Source organism: Marinifaba aquimaris (genome assembly GCF_013328345.1).
Lineage (GTDB): Bacteria > Pseudomonadota > Gammaproteobacteria > Enterobacterales > Alteromonadaceae > Marinifaba > Marinifaba aquimaris.
This window is the reverse complement of record NZ_JABULX010000006.1, coordinates 46,858-65,667: the sequence shown is the minus strand read 5'-3', so window position 1 is coordinate 65,667 and position 18,810 is coordinate 46,858. Positions and strand designations below refer to the sequence as shown.

Genomic DNA, 18,810 nt, shown 5'->3' with positions numbered 1-18,810 from the left:
ATCAAGATGAAAGACATCTTACTCGGTGTGAATATCGATCATATTGCTACATTAAGAAACGCACGAGGGACTGATTATCCCGATCCTGTCCACGCTGCATCGGTTGCAGAGCATGCGGGTGCTGACGGTATTACTATTCACTTAAGAGAAGACAGACGTCACATTAAAGATAGAGATGTTCGTATTCTTCGTGAGACGCTAGGTACACGAATGAATCTAGAGATGGCCGTGACAGAAGAAATGCTATCTATTGCTGAACAAACTAAGCCTGAGTTTTGTTGTTTAGTGCCTGAAAAGCGCGAAGAGTTAACCACTGAAGGTGGCTTGGATGTAGCTGGGCAGTTAACAAAAATAACGGATGCGGTTGAGCGTTTAGAGGCAATTGGCACCCAAACATCATTATTTATTGATGCTGATAAAGCACAAATTGATGCTGCCAAAGCGACAGGTGCGCCTTATATTGAAATTCATACCGGCCAGTACGCCGAAGCAACAACAGAAGCTGAGCAAGAGGCTGAATTAGCCAAGTTAGTCGAGGGTATTGAATACGCTGATGCGATTGGACTAAAAGTAAATGCCGGTCATGGTTTGCATTACCATAACGTTAAGCCTATTGCCGCTATTCCTCAAATCATTGAGTTAAACATAGGGCATGCAATTATTGCTCGGGCTGCGTTTGATGGCCTAGCAAAAGCGGTAGCCGATATGAAACGCTTGATGTTAGAGGCAAGACAAGCCTAATGGCCATTTTTGGAATAGGTACTGATATTGCTGAAATCGTTCGTTTTGAAACGGTTTCAGCTCGCTTTGCCGAACGCGTGTTAGCAAAAGAAGAACTTGTTGAGTATCAAAACAAGAAGCAGCCTCATCGCTATTTAGCTAAACGCTTTGCGGCAAAAGAAGCCGCTAGTAAAGCGCTTGGCACAGGCATCGCACAAGGCATTAGTTTTCACGATTTTATCGTTGCCAATAAAAGTTCTGGTCAGCCGTATTTAATTGTTCAAGGCAAAGCCAAAACAATAATGGATGATGCAGGTATCGTGCATTGTCATCTATCTATTAGTGATGAAAAACACTATGCGGTGGCTACTGTCTTACTCGAAACTGATTAATTTACTTGTTTAGCGTCTTACCTAATTTACGCTTTACAGCTTTGCGTGGAATAGTATTTACAGCTTGTTAATCTGTAAAGCAAGCCCCACTAGATTGCCCTATGATAGACTCGTTGTTGTAAAAACAATGACAGATTAAAAGTTAAGGTGATCTTAATGTCTTCAGTAAAGCTAGACAAAAAACTGGCCGATTTATCGCCAAAGCCGCTTTGGAATTGGTTCCAACAAATTTGTGATATTCCTCACCCTTCAAAACATGAAGCTAAATTAAAAGCGCACATCCAAGCTTGGGCTGATAACAAGGGCATTACTTGTGTCGAAGATAATATAGGTAACCTGATATTACGCAAGCCTGCAAGCCAAGGTATGGAAGACCGTAAAACGGTTGTGATTCAAGCCCATTTAGATATGGTGCCACAAGCTAACTCTGATACGCCGTTCAACTTTGAAACCGACGCTATTTTACCTTACGTGGTAGAAGATACAGATACTGACGGTACAACCGATGAATGGGTTAAAGCGACAGGAACGACATTAGGTTCAGATAACGGTATCGGAATGGCCTCAGCACTTGCTGTACTTGAAGCGGATGATATTGCTCACCCTAAACTCGAGGTGCTATTAACGGTTGATGAAGAAGCGGGCATGACAGGGGCTTTTGGTTTGGAAGCTGGCACGCTTGAAGCTGAAATTCTAATCAATACCGATTCAGAGCAAGAAGGTGAAGTTTACATGGGCTGTGCCGGCGGTTGTGATGCCCAAGTCACTGTCCCTGTTGAATATCAAGCTGCCCAAGCCGGTCTCAGTTACAGCTTAGCGATTTCAGGTCTTAAAGGTGGCCACTCAGGCTGTAACATTCATATGGGCCGTGGTAATGCGATCAAATTACTATCGCGCTTTGCTTATGGGCATCATGTTGAGCTTGGACTACAGCTTACTTCGATAACAGGCGGAACATTGAGAAATGCCATCCCGCGTGAAGCACAAATGCAATTTGTAATCGCTGAAGATAAAAAAGCCGATCTTGAGCAAGCACTTGAGACATTTAAAGCGATTATTGATAAAGAATATGCAATTGCAGAAGGTGGCATTGAATTATCATTAACACCTGCTGATGCACCAGAACAGGTATTCACTCAGGCTGCACAAGCTAAGTTATTGGCATTTTTACACGCGAGTCCAAATGGCGTAACGCGTATGAGTGATGAAATTGAAGGCGTGACAGAAACGTCTTTAAATTTAGGTGTATTAACGATTACTGATACACAAGCTCAAGCACTATTTTTAGTCCGTTCACTTGATGACAACGCCCGTGATGGCGTAGTGAACTCATTGGCTGCTTTAGCCGAGTTAACGGGAGCTGAATTTGAATCTAACGGGGCTTATCCTGGTTGGAAACCTGATAATAGTTCACCTGTGATGGCAATTGTTCGAGATGTTTACGATGGCTTATATGGCCACAAACCAAATATCATGGTTATTCACGCAGGTTTAGAGTGTGGTTTATTCAAAGAACCTTACCCTGAAATGGATATGGTTTCGATTGGTCCAACTATCCGTTTTCCACACTCACCTGATGAGAAAGTTAACGTAAGAACAGTTGGTTTGTATTGGCAGTTGTTACTAGCGGTACTTGAAAATATTCCAAGTCGTAATAGCTAAGTATCAAATTTTACACGTGATTTTAAAAAGCGAGTCAGTAATTACTGCCTCGCTTTTTTTGTTTCGGCTTGACTAAAAGCGACTAAAATTGAGCGGTTAGGCGAGCTTGAATTGTACTCGCATCTGAATCATCTGTGTTATTAACGTATTCAGCTGCAACTGCCCAGTTTCTCGTAAAATAGTGTTGAGCTCCTGCTGTGTAGTTGTCATTGTCATCAGCACCTAAATAAACTGATGTCATGGCATTGAAATAAAAATCCCCTCTAGCTGACCAATAAGTATCATAGTCGGTATCAACCATATCGAGCTGCGCTTTTACATATTGGCTATTTTGCAATGCTGCAAAATAATAAGATGAAAGGCTCACTAAATCAGTATCGTCATCGGTTGAGAAGGTAAAACCGAGGTAATCAACACCCTCTAATTTGTGTACGTATTGCGCTTGGAAAATAAAATAACTATCGCCATATTCAGGGTCATAACCCGTTACTTTGAACTTGATGTTATCGCCCATTAAGTAACCAACGCTGGCAGAGAAGGTGTCCGAGTCTGAAAAGTCGGTATCGCTATAGTCATAACCTGCACCGACTAAAAAACGGCCAAAAAAGACTTCTGCATCTACACCAACATTATCGACATTGTCTGTTGTTGAGAAATAGCCACCAAAGTTAGTGTCTGTATCCAGGTAACCTGTTTCATCAAGTGGCCCTAATGTTTCTTGATCTGCTAGATAGTAACGTGTGTTGATGAGGGTGATGTCACCATAATCATTATCTGCATAAGATAAGTTCGAAAAAGAACGGTAACTTTCTGCGGCCATTGTACTGCTAGACGCTAATACTAGAGCGGCTAAGATCTTAAATTTCATTGTTTATTCCTGTGATTGGAAGATTTTAATATTTTAAAAGATTAGATAAGTGTTTTGTTAAATAAAAAACTGCAAAGCAACGCCAACAACAATAACACTGCTGATAAAAATTAATTGGCTGGTGAATAAAGGTTCTTTTTGCTGCCATAAATGTTTAAACAAAGCAAAACCTACCAGCTTATTTTGTGTTTTCAGTTGAGAGAAAACATAGCGCGACATTTCTTGGCTATCAAATAATTTCATCTGTCCGTGTGCAATCGGCATACAAATTTGTTTAGTGATTAAGTAAGTTGGCGAGTAGCGCACTTGATTAAGTGCTAACAAGTCTTCTTTTTCACCTTGTTTTACGATTAGCTGATCGCCTTTCACTCCAATTTCTGCCAGGTTGAGTCTATTGGTTAATGTCAGCATCATTTTTAGCATGATAAACATAAAGAGTGACAGAATGAGTAGAGGGATGAGGCTATGATCGAGCGCTCCTGTTGCCAAATTGTGCTGATATAAAGCGATGGCAAAACCAACTACACTGATAAATAGCAGTGTTGAGAAAGCAAATAAAAACAGCATGATACGCTTTTTATATTTAACCACTCGGTTAGTGACCCAAACGGTTTTCGCATTTGATAAGGCAGGCTGCGGCTCACTGTTATCCCTTTGTGCTTGCTCTATCGCTAAATCGGTCGCATTTTTTGTCAGCTGTTTAAAAGTGTATTTTGTTTGCTCATTTTCTAATTTAAACGCAGCAATAAATCCACCTATGAGTACAAAACCAAACAGCACTGCACCGTATAAACTGACCTCTTCTCCTTTCGTTTTTTGCGCTTGTGCTGTTTTTTCAAGTTCAATAAATTCAGGCAATAAAAATATCCCTAAGCTTTGATCTTGCATACTGATACGCTCAATTCGACCCGTTTCAAAATCAGTTAACCAAACTTGCTGTTGCCAAAATGTTAGGGCAAATGGATCGGGGCTTAAAGGTAAATGAACGGTTTTTACTTGGCGACCATTTACATCAAACTTAGCTATCTGGCCAAAAGCCATATTGGAATCGGCAATATTGACCCAAAAATGTTCTCCATCAAAAGTAAACTGATGCGGCCAACGTCGCTTATTTGTTGTTGCAATAAAGCTAAATAGAGGCTGGCCAAAAGTTAAATCTGCATTATCTATTTTGACGATTCGATGGTTATTGGTATCAGCAACAAATACTTGGTTGTTTATCAAGCTAATTTGATTTGGAAAAGTAAATTCATTATCGGCAGACATACCTGTAATCATGCCTTGGGCATTGATTTTATATATTTGATGAGCACTAGTATCAGCCAAATAGACGGTATCTTTAAATCTATCTATCGCTATGCGAAAACTTCTAGAGAGTTTAGGCAAACCAGTGCCAAAAGGCGCACATTGAAATGTTTGAGTGTCACAGCGGTAAAAACCTTCTTCACCCATTTGGTGTGTTGAACTTTGATATTGTGTTTGTTTTCGCAAACGCAAAAGTTGCGCGATACCAGTGAAAAAATCGTGCCGGGCTTGTCGGTGATAAAGCAGAATGTCGCCATTGTTGAAAAAGTCGTAATCGCCGAATTTATTGAGCTTGAATGTTTGATTGATATCGAGTTTTCGGCTTATTTTGTTTTGCTCATTTAACCAAAAAACGTGTTGACCATGAGTAATGATCAGATGTTGGTTATGTTGCTTGAAAAAACCAAAGCGCTCACTTTGGGTTTGTAGAATATTACCCGTTTGCCAAATAATGAAACTTAATATCGCGCCAGTTACGATGGCGACAGCGGCAATCAGTGATTTCCCTTCCACTTTTTACTTCCTTGAACTGTCAAATAAACAATATTTTTTCATCCTCTGAGTTAAATGACAAGCAAGAAAATCACATAGTTTTTACATTAAATGGTTTTTTGTTAACTTTTATTTAACTTTTTGCACTGCTGAAAAGGTGTGTGTTGTTCTCGGTTAAACGGCTTTAACTGTCTGATAAATAGTCTATTTGCTTGCCTGTTGGTTGCCCTGCGACAATTTGTCGCATTTTCAAAGTCACATACCTACTTATAATGCGGGCTTAGAAATGTAACTAAATTTTAACAATTATAAATTTGTATGAAAACTCAACTGACGCCAATTACTTTTGCCATCTTAATGGCTTCTTCTACATACGCTGTTGCCGAGGACGCGCGCGACGAAGTTGATAATAATGTCATGGAACGCATTGTTGTAACCACGACGCGAGAAGCAAAACCCACTGTCGAGTTAACTGAATCGGTAGGGGTCATTGATGAGCAAGCATTAAAAGAAATCTCTCCTGCCCATCCTTCTGAAGCGTTAAACCGCATTGCTGGTGTGCACATTAATAGTACAGGTGGTGAGGGGCATATGACAGCCATTCGTCAGCCAATAACCACATCTGGTGTTTACCTTTTCTTAGAAGATGGTATTCCAACCCGGCCAACAGGTTTTTTTAATCACAACGGCCTATACGAAATTAACATTCCGCAATCAAGTCGCATTGAGGTGATAAAGGGCCCAGGTTCTGCTCTATACGGCAGTGATGCTATTGGTGGGGTGATTAACAGTATTACTAAAGCCGCCCCAGAAAGCTTAGCTGTCGAGACCAATTTAGAAGTAGGCGAGAATGGTTGGACACGAGGCTTATTTTCAATTGGTAATGCAATCACAGAAGATACTTCGGCACGCATTGATTTAAATATCACTGATAACGAAGGTTATCGCGATGATGCTGAGTATGATCGCATGTCATTTACGTCTCGAGTTGATAGTCAGTTATCTGAAAATTGGGATAACAAAACAGTGTTTAGCTACACCGATGTAGATCAATCGGGCTTATCGTCACTTGAGTACGATGATTATAAAAATAACCCTAAACAAAACTACTATTTAAATGATTTGGGTTATCGCGAGATGACAGCAATTCGTCTTTCGAGTGAGTTTAGTTACCAAGTCAATGATGATGCGTTATTCACAGTTACGCCATTTTATCGCAATAACGATATGGATATGATGCCAAGCTGGATGATGAGTTATGACCCTAATTTGCGCAATTATGAATTTGAATCTTTCGGCTTAATGACCAAATATCGCCAAACTGAGCTTGACGGTGCTTTTGAATGGATTGTCGGTGTTGATATGGATTACACGCCTTCAAGCTATACCGAAGACAAGATTGACGTGACAAAAGAAGGCGATTACTACGTCGATTATACGAAAACGGGTGTGCAAAATTACGCGTTTGATGCAGACCAAACGAGTATCTCTCCATATGTGCATACTGAATGGCAGGCAACAGAGCATTTTCGCGTAACTGCGGGGGTGCGTTATGATTATTTTGAAGTGGACTACACCGACAAGTTGGCGGCCAGCCAGTTTGATTATTCACACCTTCGACCTGAATCTCAAAAAGTTGATTACGACAACTTCAGCCCAAAACTGGGTGCTGTTTATCAATTCAATGATGATCACAACGTTTATTTTAGTTACCGCCATGCGTTTCGTGCCCCTACAGTTGGTGCGTTATTCCGTCCTGGTTCAGCTAAAGAAAGCACAGAACTTGAACCGGTGACAAGCACTAGCGTTGAAATAGGTTTTAGAGGTCAAATTAATAATCGCTTTAGCTATGAAGTTGCGATTTATGACATGACGATTGAAGATGAAATCTTAAGTGTCATTGAAGATGATACGCGAGTTGCGCGAAATGCAGGTGAAACTGAGCATAAAGGCATTGAGCTTGGTTTTGATATCGAACTGACTGAAGAGTTGCAGTTTGGTATTTCGGGAAGCTACACCGAACAAACATATGAAGACTTTGCTTATGTGTATTTCTCAAGGGATTGCTTCTGTAGCAAATCATTAAACTTCGCTGGAAATGATGTCAGTAAAGCGCCAGAAACCATGGCAAATGCGCGTTTAGCTTATTATCCAAAGTACGCTGAAGGCTTGCGTGTTGAATTAGAAGTCAGTCATTTAGGTGAGTACTACACAGATCAAACCAATACGCAAAAGTACGGTGGCCATGATTTGGTCAACTTAAGAGCGCGTTATGAAATTGATGATAATTGGGCTGTTTACTTCAGAGGGATTAACCTCGGTGACAAGCTATATTCTAATTGGACTTCAAATCAGGTGGGGTCAACTAAGTTAACCTATCGCCCAGGTTTACCTCGTACTTTCTACGCTGGATTTAACTATCAATTTTAGTAAAAGCAATATTAGCCCCGTTTTGGGGCTAATTGCCTTTCACGGAGAACTAAAATAATGGATATCAGACGTTTAAGCCTTAATTGGCATAATAAGTTGGCATGGTATGGTGCCATCGGTGTATTGGTTTGGGCGCTTAGCGGCTTAACCCATCCGTTAATGTCTTGGTTTGGCCCAAAGGCTAAAACCTTTTTTCCACCTCAAATGCAGGTAAACAGTCAGCAATTAGCTAACTTACCTCAGTTGTTAGAGCAGGATAAACTGCCTGATGGCGTTAAAGTTGCCAAACTCGTTCCGAGTGAACAGGGACCTTTATTACAGCTAACTTCAGGTGAGTTAAACCCTAGGCGCTACCTGAATGTGAATACAGGTGAAGAGGTCAAAGAGCAAGATCTTAATCAGGCTATTTGGTTAGGTCAGTACTACTTAGGTAAATCAGCTGATGAAGTGTCTGAAGTGAAGTTTCAGCGTGATTATGACGCTCATTATCCTTGGGTAAATCGCTTACTTCCTGTTTACCGAATTGATTATCAAGATGGCACTCGCGCCTTTTTTCATACAGAAACGATGGCATTAGCTAGCTTAACGAATGACAGTAAAAAAGTTTTACATGCGATATTTGTTCAGCTTCACACCTTTAAATTCTTAGATAATTTAGAATTTGGCCGAGTGATTTTAGTGGCTTTATTTATGCTTTGTCTTTTGGCGTTTTCCGCGACAGGCTTGGCATTGGTGATGACCATTAAAAATCGCAAAATTAAGCAAAAGCGTCGTCGTTACCATCGTATGATGGCTTATGCCCTATGGTTGCCACTACTGGGATGGTCGGTCAGCGGCTTTTATCATTTATTGCAAGCGAGTAATGTAGAGCCTGTATCAGGGATCCGCATTGGGGATGACTTACGTGTACCAACAGCGCTAAGTCGTGATTTCTCTTGGTTAAATCAGTTGCAAAACCAATCGATTAACCAAATGGCTTTAATCAATAGCCCACAGGGTTTGGTTTATCGTTTAAGTATTGCTGAACAAGCTAAAAACATTAGCCGTGAACAAAAATTTAAAGGTCAAGGTGTTGAGAAAAAAGCAATTTATATTAATGCTAACACTGGTCGTTTATTAAAAGAGACCGACTTTAATACCGATAAAAACCAAGCTATTTGGTTAGCGGAAAATTATTTAAAAGCGGATGATACAGTGAATGTTGGGGAGGTTACCCAAGCCAAATTACTAACCCGCTATGGCCCGACTTACGATTTTAGAAACAAACGTTTACCTATTTGGCAGGTTGATATCGATAATGCTGAAAAGAGCTTTTTGTTTATCGACCCCAGTACAGGCCAAGTTGTCGATCAAACCCGAAGAATTGATAGAGCGGAACGCTGGTCGTTTAGCTTATTGCATAAATGGAACCACTTAACGCCGTTTATCGGGCGATTTAATCGCGATGTGTTCATGGTGATATTTATTGTTTTACTGTCTTTTACGAGTGTGTTGGGTATTGCGATGATTAAACGCAAAAAACGCAAAGCTAGACAAGTCGAGCCTACTCCGGCAGTTGATGTAGGATCCGCTAATTAACGCAATTATGGGTTAGTGACCTTAAAAAGGATTTCTTTGTTTTTCTGTTGTCGTTATCATCTTGGTTAAATTAAGTGCCCAGAGGCACAACTATCAAGGATTTAGCCAAGATGATTTTAGATTTTGCCAACTTATCGCCAAATCAAATTTACCACACCTTAACTCAAACGATTGTACCTAGACCTATTGCTTGGGTTTTATCCAAAAACCAGCAAGGTACGTTAAACCTAGCACCGTTTTCTTATTTCACAGCAATTAGCTCAAGCCCAGCAATTTTAATGTATGCGGTCGGTAAAAAACCGACTGGCGAATATAAAGATTCAGCGGTGAACGTTGAAGACACTGACGATTTAGTTATTCATATTGCAGACAGCTCTCTTGCTGATGACGTGACCGAATCAGCGGCGACCTTACCAAATAATGAATCTGAATTAGATAATTTAAATTTAGACTTAGTTGATTTTGACGGCTCAGTTTTACCTCGCATTAAGCAGTGCAAAGTTGCATTTGCTTGTAAGCTACACAAAGTGGTTGAGATGGGCGAATTACCGATGAAGCTAATGTTTGTTGAAGTTAAACAAGCATATTTAGATGAAAGCATTGCTGTGGTCGATGATAAAAACCGCAGTAAAATTGATGCGCTTAAGCTTGATCCATTAGCGCGTTTAGGTGGGGCTGAATACGCCAACTTGGCTGAAGTATTTAAGGTGACAAGACCTGATTAATAAAAAGGGAATGGTCAAGGTTTAACTCGCTTTGAGTGACAGTTTGCCTTGGATAATAACAATAAATAAAAGGATTTAAGATGAAAGCACTTATTCTAATCGCTGCTCTGGGTTATTTAGTTTTTAGCTTTTCTTCGAAAATGAAAATAAAAGCGAACAACCTCAATACACGGTTATTCCTAAATACACTGAATTAAGAGTTCAATATAAAGTCAAATCGAGAGATTTAGATTTTGTCGCTTATATTGAACGAGATGCGGTTGATGGTTGCAATGACGCCAAAGCTTGGTTTGAACAAACTGCACTTCACTGTCTTGAGCAGGGTAATTGTAAAGTGTCGGTTGAGCTGTGTCGCGATGATTTACCGGCTAATTACTAAGCATTATTTGCTGAACAGCCTACTTCCATTTCGTATTTAAAAGTAAATAACCCTTCAATTAAACGCCAAGGTGTATTGGTGATGTGGGGGTAACTAGAGAAAAATCGAAAGACGTTTGTCAAATGATGAAAAGACACATAGATGCCGATATTCAGGGTGATAATGGAATATCCAGTCAATGCATCTAAATTACGCAGACAGGTTATACCTTAAACCAAATGGTTAATGATTCTTAAATAGAAGTTGGTAGAATATGCGCATTTTCAACGCCTATTTTCTTCTTATTACAAAGGAGTATCTAATGAAATTTATCCGTTGGTTTTTAGGTAATATCATTTTATTTTTCGATTTTATTACTACACCTCGTGCCAGAAAATTATCAATTGAGCAAAAATCAGCACAAGATGCTATCACGGCTAACTTCAGTCTTTACCAATTTAAAGCTTGTCCATTTTGTGTAAAAGTGCGCCGTGAAATTAAACGTCAGAACATGCAGATTGATTACAAAGACGCAAAAGGCGATGAAGTTGCGCGTAACGAATTGGCCGAGCATGGCGGAAAAGTGAAGGTGCCTTGTTTGCGAATAGAAAAAGGTGACAGTGTCGAATGGATGTACGAATCTAACGACATCATTGCTTTTTTACAAAAACAAGCCATTTAAAGCTATTCCATAAGGCAGCTAGGGCTGCCTTTTTGCATTTTCCTTCACGTTTATATCTTTGCAATTTGCTATAAAACACCTCCTTTTTTCTAAATCGCCTCGCATTATTAAAAAAAATTAATAATTTGGCGGTATAAGCTTCTAGGCACAGTTAATGCAATTTACCTAGTTCAACTAGCCGTAGAGGTAATGAGTATGACTGCAACGTTAAAACTATTAGACAGTGAGCAAATACAGGCATTTGATGTTGAGTATATCGATGAAAACTTTTTTAAGGTGGTTAAAGCGACCTTTAATCAAATTCATCATGGTTTACCCTTTGAGTTACTCGATATTGGTGGCGGTAATGGGATTTATGCTGATAAGGTGTTGGCCAATTACCCAAAAGCGCAGGTCACTTTAGTTGAACCGGATGATTATCTGCTCAGCCGCAACAGGCAAAGTTATCGAAAAATATTGGTAAAGTCGACTTTTCAGGATTATCGCGGTTTAGCTAATGAATTTGACTATATTCAGCTTAATTGGGTATTGCACCACTTTATTACCCAAGGGTATCAAAATACTGAGCAGCTCCAGCTTAAAGGACTTAAAAAAGCTTATCAGCTACTAAAACCTGGTGGGCATATCGTGATTTTTGAAAATTTATACGATGGCGGTGTGTTAGATGATTTACCTAGTCGGCTAATTTATTGGTTAACAGCTAATAAATCGTTAACTAAATTGACTAAAAAAATGGGGGCCAATACCGCGGGTGTGGGTGTGTGTTTTCACTCTGGCAAAGCTTGGGGGAAACTGTTGAGAAAAGCAGGTTTTCGCAATATTACCGTTAGGCATTGTTATGACTTTGGTAATTTATCGTTAGCGAAGAAGAAGTTACTGACCATCAAAAAACAACACGTTGCTTTTATCACGGCCAGTAAACAGTTGGACTATTCTGATAATTGAATATTTTTAATCGACAGCGACGCTTTGCCGCCTGTTTTATCTGTTAGGTCTGGTACAAAATAAATCGCATCGATGTTCTTTTTGATAATTCCAACATCTGAAGAGTGGTATGGCGTCCATTCTGGTCGAGAAAATTTACTTATATCAACTTCTATTGTTTGCCAGTCATTTGCTTGTGGTACCACTTTTTGATAGTGAGCATAAGACTGGTCACCTTCTTTTCCATAATCTTTTTGGGATAACTTTAAAATAAGATCAGCACTACTCTTATAATTAATTAGAACCTTATTAGTGCCTTCTAAATTACCTGATTCAAGTTGATAAATCAGTTCAACCCAAGAGTTTCTTTTTACATCGACACGTGGAACGCGATCAAATTCAATACTGACAATATCTGTATCTGTTTGTGGTAATTGTGCTTTTGCCGAACTACCGTAAGGGTCGGTAGCATAATGCCATAAGTCTTTGTAACTCATATTGTTATTGGCAGCGAAGCTCGGATTGATTAGCTGCAAAGCTAAACAAACAAAAAGCCCTTTTTTGATAAGGTTATTTTTCATTTTTATTGTCACCTTGTATTCCATTTGTCACAAATTGTAAGACATAATATGTCTTATGCCTAGTATTCTGTGAGTTGTTAGAAAATTAGGTGTATTTCAACAAGGAAAAAAATATGAAAAAAGTAATTTTACCAACGCTATTAGCGTTAACGGTATCTGCGTCTTTTGCTGCTTCTGCGGCACAAGTCTGCGAAAACTTCGGACCACAAACTCCGAGGGATATCGACAGTGTTAACGGAACCAACCCAGTCGTGTATTCAAAAGCTCCTTCGTTTGAAAACATGAATTTATGTAACATCCACTTCCATGAAAATGCCGAGCATAAAGCAAAAGACTTTGCGATTTTTGCAGGTGAAGGCAAAAAAGGTTACGGCACTGGCTATCAATGTAATATCAGTCAGTCCTTATCAAAAGCGGAATTAAAACCTACCAAAGAATCAATTTGTGCAGGTAAATATGGTGATTTACAGCCAGGAGATACGATTGAAGTGCATTGGGTACATACATCATGTGATGTAGAGCCAGGCCCAACATTAGGTGCTTGTGTATCTGATAGCTGTGCTAACCCTAACTTACGTGTTGAGACTCAGGTATTTACGCTAGTTAATGACAGTAGTGCACTGGATTTCAATGAACTACAAACGGCAGGTGCATTACCAAAAAATACGGGTAAGCCAGTGGAGTTTTTAGGTTCGACAACCGGCCCTAGCTTTGATGACCAAACCTGTTCTCCTTATCAGGTAACTTGGAGTGTTAGACCTAAGTGTGCCAAACTTGATATCAATACTGTAGGTCAATGGTGTAAAGACAATATATTTGATGAAGACCATGCGCACGGCGTTCGCAAATTAGTGACTAACCCTAAATTATTATCTGAAATTAAATAGTCACGCTGAAAATTAAAACGGCAGCCCTAGGCTGCCGTTTTTAATTACTCATCTAGAGTTTAGCCTAAATTGCTTGCCAAGGGCCCCATTGGCTTGCACCTGGTGTTTCATTTTTTGTCCACCATTTGGCTTGGTAAACAATACCTTGGTGAATGACTTGATCGCCTTTGGTGTATACCTGAGTACTATCCCAAGCTGGAATATCCGTACCGGCTTCTACAGTGATCACAGTGAATTTTTCTGCCACTGCACCTTGGCTATCCGTTATCCGAACGGTGATACCGTGCGAGCCTGCAACTAAACTAACGTTTACATCCGCTCCTTGAGCAATTTGTCCAGATACAGACGATAACCAAACGATTTGATCAGAAATATTACCGTCTTCATTATCGTATGCATCAGCGAGTAGTTGTACTGTTTCCCCTTGGCTTATTGTAATGGGAGTCGTTGGAGAAACTAACTCCAGCATTGGCAGGGTGTTTGGTTTGATCACATTGACAATTAAGCTGCTGGATGCCGTTCCTGCACCGTTAGTAATGCTTGCTGAGATGGTGTGCTCTCCGGCACTTAGAGCAACGTTATTAAGTTGACCACCCGTGCCCAAGTAACCACCAATACTTGAACTCCATTGAATAGCAGATGTTAAATCACCCGATAAATCAGACGCTTCTGCCACTAAACTCAAGCTGTTATTGCCGAATTTAATCTCCAAATTACCGCGAGGGTAGATGATGTTAATAGTGGGTGTTACAGCAGGAACAGCTGTACCAAAAACTGTCACGTCTTTAAGAGCAAAGAAAGTTGAACTGGCATTAGTAAGATTGATTCTGAAGTCTTTAGCATCGGTAGCTATATTTAGTTCAATATAATTGGCAGCAGGTGTGACAGGTGATAACGCGACCCATTGACCATCTACTAACGCTTCAACTTGGTAATCAGATAGATAGCTAGAATGAAAATCTAGCGCAATGCGATCGACTGTCGATAATTGAGCTAGGCTAAACTCAATATATTCACCTGCTGATGCTGGTGCTGCCCAGAAAGTTTGGTGGTTGTTATCTTTTACATTGTCTACATGCCATTTGTCCGGCGATGTTGGGTTTACATGAGTATTACTCGCTGAGACTGTTTGAATGTTTAAGACATCAGCAATTTGGCTTTTATCTTTGGCATTGACTTCAACACCAATTGCAACCGAACGAGGCTCGGCTATTTGTGTAGCGGTTGAGGCGCTAAACTCTAATTTGTGTAAACCTTTCGATTCACTTGACCATTTTACCGCATAGATACCGTCATTTGCGGCTACGTCATCGTGTTGACCATCATCATGCAACGTTATACTCACATTGGCAGGCGTTTTTGCTATGACAGTGGCTCCGGTCACTGGTTGACCACATGACTCTAAACGAACAACTAAATCAACAAGCTCAGAGCGATTAATCGTGACTTGCTCATTCGGCCATAAACGCAAAATATGGATTTCAGATGCATCACATTGCCCGTGCTGGCGGTATTGTGACACGCGTTGAGTAGAACCAACAAAATAACTCGCATTATCTGCTGAATCTTTAACGCCTTGTGCAATACCTAGCGGTGCAAATAAGTTCGTTTGGTATTCAAAGTCGTTTCTAGGGTTAGAGAACTGAGCAACATGTTGGCAAGGTTCACACCCATCTTGATAATACGCCATGATAGTTTTGAAGTTGTTCACTAAATCTATGTGACCTTTGTTATGGGTACTGTGAGCAGGATCGGTATTGGTATCGTGATTTGAGCCTAAATTATGGCCGATTTCATGTGCAAACGCGTGTAAATTGGGGGCTGCAGCCCATTTTCTTTCCACTGCTGAAAAGGCAGCAGTATCATCAGAGCCGTTGTAAGGGCCGGTAAAGGCTAAGCCGGCATTGGTACAGCCATCTGATAACCAAAGTGAAACTAAATCAGCATTGTAAATTTCACGAAAGCTGGCTGCGTTATCCATTACACCATCATTGCTATTTTGTAGTTCAAATAGAGGGATACTCATACCGTCACAAAATGCAGGATCTTCTTTATAGCTCGTTTTATAGCTGTGCACTAAGTTGAATCTTGCATCAACAGATGCAAGGTTAAAGCTATTGTTTAATTCATTGATGGCTAATTGAATTTCAGAATAGATATCACCATTTGCTTGTTGTAACGCTTCATCTGTATAGACGACTAATAAGTCAATTTCAGCGGTTCCTTGATTAGTTAAAAATGGCGTGAATGCTTGACGAGAAACCTGTAAGTTAGTGTCTGGCAGCGCTACATCAATACTATCATCGTGGTTGATATGTGAAGGTATTTCAGGAATAACCTCGGTAATTTTTACCTGGCCATTTTCTAGTGTAGTCAATGAGAAGCTCTTATTACCGAGTGCGATTTGACCTTTTAATTTGCCTTGGTAAATAACTAAGTTAACCAAACTCTGTTTGTCATCATTGATACGACCTAACCAGTTTATGCTGCCGTTGTTATTTTCACTTAATTGGTAACGCTTAGCGGTAACAATAAAATCGTCGAATAGATTTAATTCAATTTCTTCTACTTGTTGTGTCAGTAAATTTAAATCGATAGATGCTAAACGTTGTCGTTCACCTTTGGCGTTGAGCGACATGGGTGTTGCGTGGTTAAAAAGTGTCGTATTAGCGATTGCATGTGCGGGTAAAAAAGCGCACAAACACAAGAATATGATATTTCGTGTGATACCTTTCACATTACTGAAATTCAAAGTTATACCTCAATGTATCGTTATTTAATTTGTGATTGTTAAATGTGTTTTGACCTTTTGTCCGTCAAGCTTGTCCTGAGCCAAGGAAAAAACGGCCGCTAACATATCAGGAAAAAAATCAATTAAAACAGCTGTTTAATTAAATATTGATGAATATCAAAGTAACTGTTGGTCAGTAGTGAACAGTATATTAACTATGTGTAAAAAAATGAGTTAACTTGTTAATTTATAACGCTTTGCTATGAAGTGACTCTACTACTTTAAAGCAAGTAGTAGAGTAATTTTAGGTTAATTTTTAGTGGTGTACTGACGGTAGACGAGTAGGCCGAGCAAGATAAATAAACTCAATGTTGGTGGTGAAGGTACATCCGTCGTCGGTATTTGGTCGGCCAATGCTGCACCTACAGCATCAATTTCAATAATGAGTGAAAGGATTTCTCCAGCTGGCACGGTAAAGTCGAGTGAAATCATCTCGGTCATTGATCGGGTTTGTAAGCCAGTCCCTAAAGTAGTGGAGTCAATACTGGTTAATTCATCAAAATACACAGGCACGGATGAATCGTCATTGAAAATATAAACATAAGTTTCAGAAAATGCATACTCACTGGCATCGTTAGTAAATATTTCACTTAGCATATTGATACTGAATTTTAGGGTGCCGGATACATCATCGTTGCTGTCATTCATAAAATCAAAAAAGCCATCGATTAAAACCCCAGCATCAATGATTTCTCCAATGGTATTTACTTGGCCGGTAGAAGTTGTGGAGAATGTAAAACTAGAACCGAGTGTTGGTATGCTCACATCGCCTGAACTCGTATTCGTTACACTGGTATCGCCAACACTGTCATCGTAAATATCTAAAACAGCTGACTCAACAGAACCTGAAGTAAATTCTAATGAGGTCAGTTCTACTGATACATCTGAGTTATAACTGGCCAATAGTGGTAACGCTTGTAATTGAAAACACAATAAGCTCAACAATATTGTAAATAGTGATTGGTTTTTCAGTTTCTTAACTTGCTTCATGGTTTTCTCCTATGAACGACTTGGAAAGGTGCCAGTCACAGCAATAATGCAATTTATGTTTAACGAAGGTTGAATGTTAGTGATCTCATTTCCACCACCTTGGCTGGTGATAGAATTTGAGTGTAGAGCATCGAGCCCGTTTTGCACGTTAGAATCATAAACATTGACTCTGCGACGAGTTATGGCAATTGCATTTCCTTGTGGAGATGAAGTTCTTGCTCTCGTCTGTTCCGCATTGAGTGCGTGGCTATGAGAGGACATTTGTGCTGCCGTTAAGGTGCGATTCTCAACACCAAATTTTTCGCCTAAATTTCTGTCCGTCAATGTTGGGCCTTCACCAGCGTGTAGAGGAATTCGACCTCTCATATCTGGCAACGCGAAGGTAGTTCTACCATCACCTCCATAAGTGGTACCCAAAATAGAAAATAACGCTTGGTTCTGATTGATAGGTAATAGCTGGCCGTCACACAACGCCCAACCATCAGGGGCAAAGTTGCCAGCAAAAAAACGGATTTCGCCTATAAATGCTTGGCTAAAAACACTGCCACTTATCAGAGTTAATATAAGTGCTATAACTTTATTCATATTTCCTCCTAGCTCCTACTTGGATACGTGCCTTCAAGTGCAATGATGCAGTTAACAACTAGAGAGGGTTGAATATTATCAATAGGGGCGTTCTGACCCGACGGGCCGATAGATGATGGATGCATGGCAGCATCGGGTGTCTCTGAATTAAAAATGCGCTCAGAAGCGAGGCTATCACCTACTGGTGTTGTATTGTCACCTGAGTCTGTAGAAGCATTTAATGTATGTGAATGGCTGGGTAATTGAGCTGTTGTTAATACAACTTCTTCAACACCTAGCTCTTGTCCTAGCCTTCGAGATGTTAGATCTGGACCATTACCGGGGTGCATTGCGCTCCTGCCTCGCATGTCAGGTAAGCCAAATGTTGTTCTGCCATCCCCACCATAAGTGGTACCAAGAATAGAGAATAAAGCGGAATATTGGCTTATTTGTAGGAGTTGACCATCACATAATGCCCAGCCTCTTGGGGCAAAATTACCAGCAAAATAGCGTATTTCACCGATGAATGGTTCAAAAGCATGTACTTTGTTTACACCAAAGAGGCAGCTTGAGATAACGAGAAAACTACTTAAATATTTGAATAGCTGTTTCATTTTTACTTCCTTTTTCATCAATTTGACGTGAAAAGTAAGTCGCTCAAAACATCATAAACGAGGGATCTAAAATATTTGCATAATTAATGCCTCAAAATAATTATGTATATAAAGTAGTTAGTTAGGTTTTTAGTAACCCACCATAATTTAACTTGTGTAAAAACTATCGACAACTTTTGGATGAACAGCTGTTGCACCAATATAAGTTATTAATGGTTTTATTCCTGCTGCGCTCAGTTTAAAATGC

At 39.9% G+C, this 18,810-nt stretch carries 16 protein-coding genes; 9 read left to right on the top strand and 7 right to left on the bottom strand.

Going from position 1 to position 18,810, the window contains the following annotated elements; translation table 11 throughout:
- The first annotated feature begins 6 nt into the window (after nucleotides 1–6).
- The 3 genes from pdxJ (at nucleotide 7) to HR060_RS06005 (ending at nucleotide 2,774) form a co-directional block, all read left to right on the top strand.
- Nucleotides 7–741: a pyridoxine 5'-phosphate synthase gene (pdxJ, locus tag HR060_RS06015; protein WP_174199383.1), complete on the top strand. Its 735-nt coding sequence runs from the start codon at nucleotides 7–9 to the stop codon at nucleotides 739–741.
- Complete coding sequence (gene acpS, locus HR060_RS06010) at nucleotides 741–1,112, top strand: holo-ACP synthase (RefSeq protein ID WP_174199382.1); 372 nt, start codon at nucleotides 741–743, stop codon at nucleotides 1,110–1,112. The genes pdxJ and acpS overlap by 1 nt, the downstream gene beginning before the upstream one ends.
- Before the next feature lie 156 nt (nucleotides 1,113–1,268).
- On the top strand, nucleotides 1,269–2,774 hold the full coding sequence (locus HR060_RS06005) for an aminoacyl-histidine dipeptidase (RefSeq protein ID WP_174199381.1): 1,506 nt from the start codon (nucleotides 1,269–1,271) through the stop codon (nucleotides 2,772–2,774).
- A gap of 82 nt (nucleotides 2,775–2,856) precedes the next feature.
- Here the strand turns inward: HR060_RS06005 and HR060_RS06000 are convergent, their stop codons facing one another.
- Complete coding sequence (locus HR060_RS06000; RefSeq protein WP_174199380.1) at nucleotides 2,857–3,642, bottom strand: putative porin; 786 nt, start codon at nucleotides 3,640–3,642, stop codon at nucleotides 2,857–2,859.
- A gap of 57 nt (nucleotides 3,643–3,699) precedes the next feature.
- Nucleotides 3,700–5,460: an NHL repeat-containing protein gene (locus HR060_RS05995; RefSeq protein WP_174199379.1), complete on the bottom strand. Its 1,761-nt coding sequence runs from the start codon at nucleotides 5,458–5,460 to the stop codon at nucleotides 3,700–3,702.
- 297 nt (nucleotides 5,461–5,757) lie between these two features.
- On the opposite strand from HR060_RS05995, the gene HR060_RS05990 reads away from it, so the two are divergent.
- From HR060_RS05990 to HR060_RS05970, 5 genes are all read left to right on the top strand, one after another.
- Nucleotides 5,758–7,869 (top strand): TonB-dependent receptor, encoded by a 2,112-nt coding sequence (locus HR060_RS05990; protein WP_174199378.1) that lies wholly within the window; start codon nucleotides 5,758–5,760, stop codon nucleotides 7,867–7,869.
- 57 nt (nucleotides 7,870–7,926) lie between these two features.
- Complete coding sequence (locus HR060_RS05985) at nucleotides 7,927–9,447, top strand: PepSY domain-containing protein (RefSeq protein ID WP_174199377.1); 1,521 nt, start codon at nucleotides 7,927–7,929, stop codon at nucleotides 9,445–9,447.
- Between the two features lie 110 nt (nucleotides 9,448–9,557).
- A complete protein-coding gene (locus HR060_RS05980; RefSeq protein ID WP_174199376.1) occupies nucleotides 9,558–10,172 on the top strand; it encodes a flavin reductase family protein in 615 nt (204 codons plus the stop codon).
- Nucleotides 10,173–10,852: 680 nt separating this feature from the next.
- Complete coding sequence (locus tag HR060_RS05975; protein ID WP_174199375.1) at nucleotides 10,853–11,212, top strand: glutaredoxin family protein; 360 nt, start codon at nucleotides 10,853–10,855, stop codon at nucleotides 11,210–11,212.
- Between the two features lie 195 nt (nucleotides 11,213–11,407).
- Entirely contained in the window at nucleotides 11,408–12,157 is a 750-nt protein-coding gene (locus HR060_RS05970; protein WP_174199374.1) for a class I SAM-dependent methyltransferase, read from the top strand.
- Here HR060_RS05970 and HR060_RS05965 read toward each other — a convergent pair.
- On the bottom strand, nucleotides 12,142–12,717 hold the full coding sequence (locus tag HR060_RS05965) for a CIA30 family protein (protein WP_174199373.1): 576 nt from the start codon (nucleotides 12,715–12,717) through the stop codon (nucleotides 12,142–12,144). The genes HR060_RS05970 and HR060_RS05965 overlap by 16 nt on opposite strands.
- A 113-nt stretch (nucleotides 12,718–12,830) precedes the next feature.
- On the opposite strand from HR060_RS05965, the gene HR060_RS05960 reads away from it, so the two are divergent.
- Nucleotides 12,831–13,604, top strand: coding sequence for a delta-class carbonic anhydrase (locus HR060_RS05960; protein ID WP_174199372.1), 774 nt, complete (start codon nucleotides 12,831–12,833; stop codon nucleotides 13,602–13,604).
- Between the two features lie 64 nt (nucleotides 13,605–13,668).
- Here the strand turns inward: HR060_RS05960 and HR060_RS05955 are convergent, their stop codons facing one another.
- From HR060_RS05955 to HR060_RS05940, 4 genes are all read right to left on the bottom strand, one after another.
- Complete coding sequence (locus HR060_RS05955) at nucleotides 13,669–16,356, bottom strand: M12 family metallo-peptidase (protein WP_174199371.1); 2,688 nt, start codon at nucleotides 16,354–16,356, stop codon at nucleotides 13,669–13,671.
- A 288-nt stretch (nucleotides 16,357–16,644) separates the two neighbouring features.
- A complete protein-coding gene (locus HR060_RS05950; protein ID WP_174199370.1) occupies nucleotides 16,645–17,385 on the bottom strand; it encodes a hypothetical protein in 741 nt (246 codons plus the stop codon).
- Between the two features lie 9 nt (nucleotides 17,386–17,394).
- Entirely contained in the window at nucleotides 17,395–17,970 is a 576-nt protein-coding gene (locus tag HR060_RS05945) for a phage tail protein (protein ID WP_174199369.1), read from the bottom strand.
- 8 nt (nucleotides 17,971–17,978) lie between these two features.
- A complete protein-coding gene (locus HR060_RS05940; protein ID WP_174199368.1) occupies nucleotides 17,979–18,563 on the bottom strand; it encodes a phage tail protein in 585 nt (194 codons plus the stop codon).
- Nucleotides 18,564–18,810: the final 247 nt, after the last annotated feature.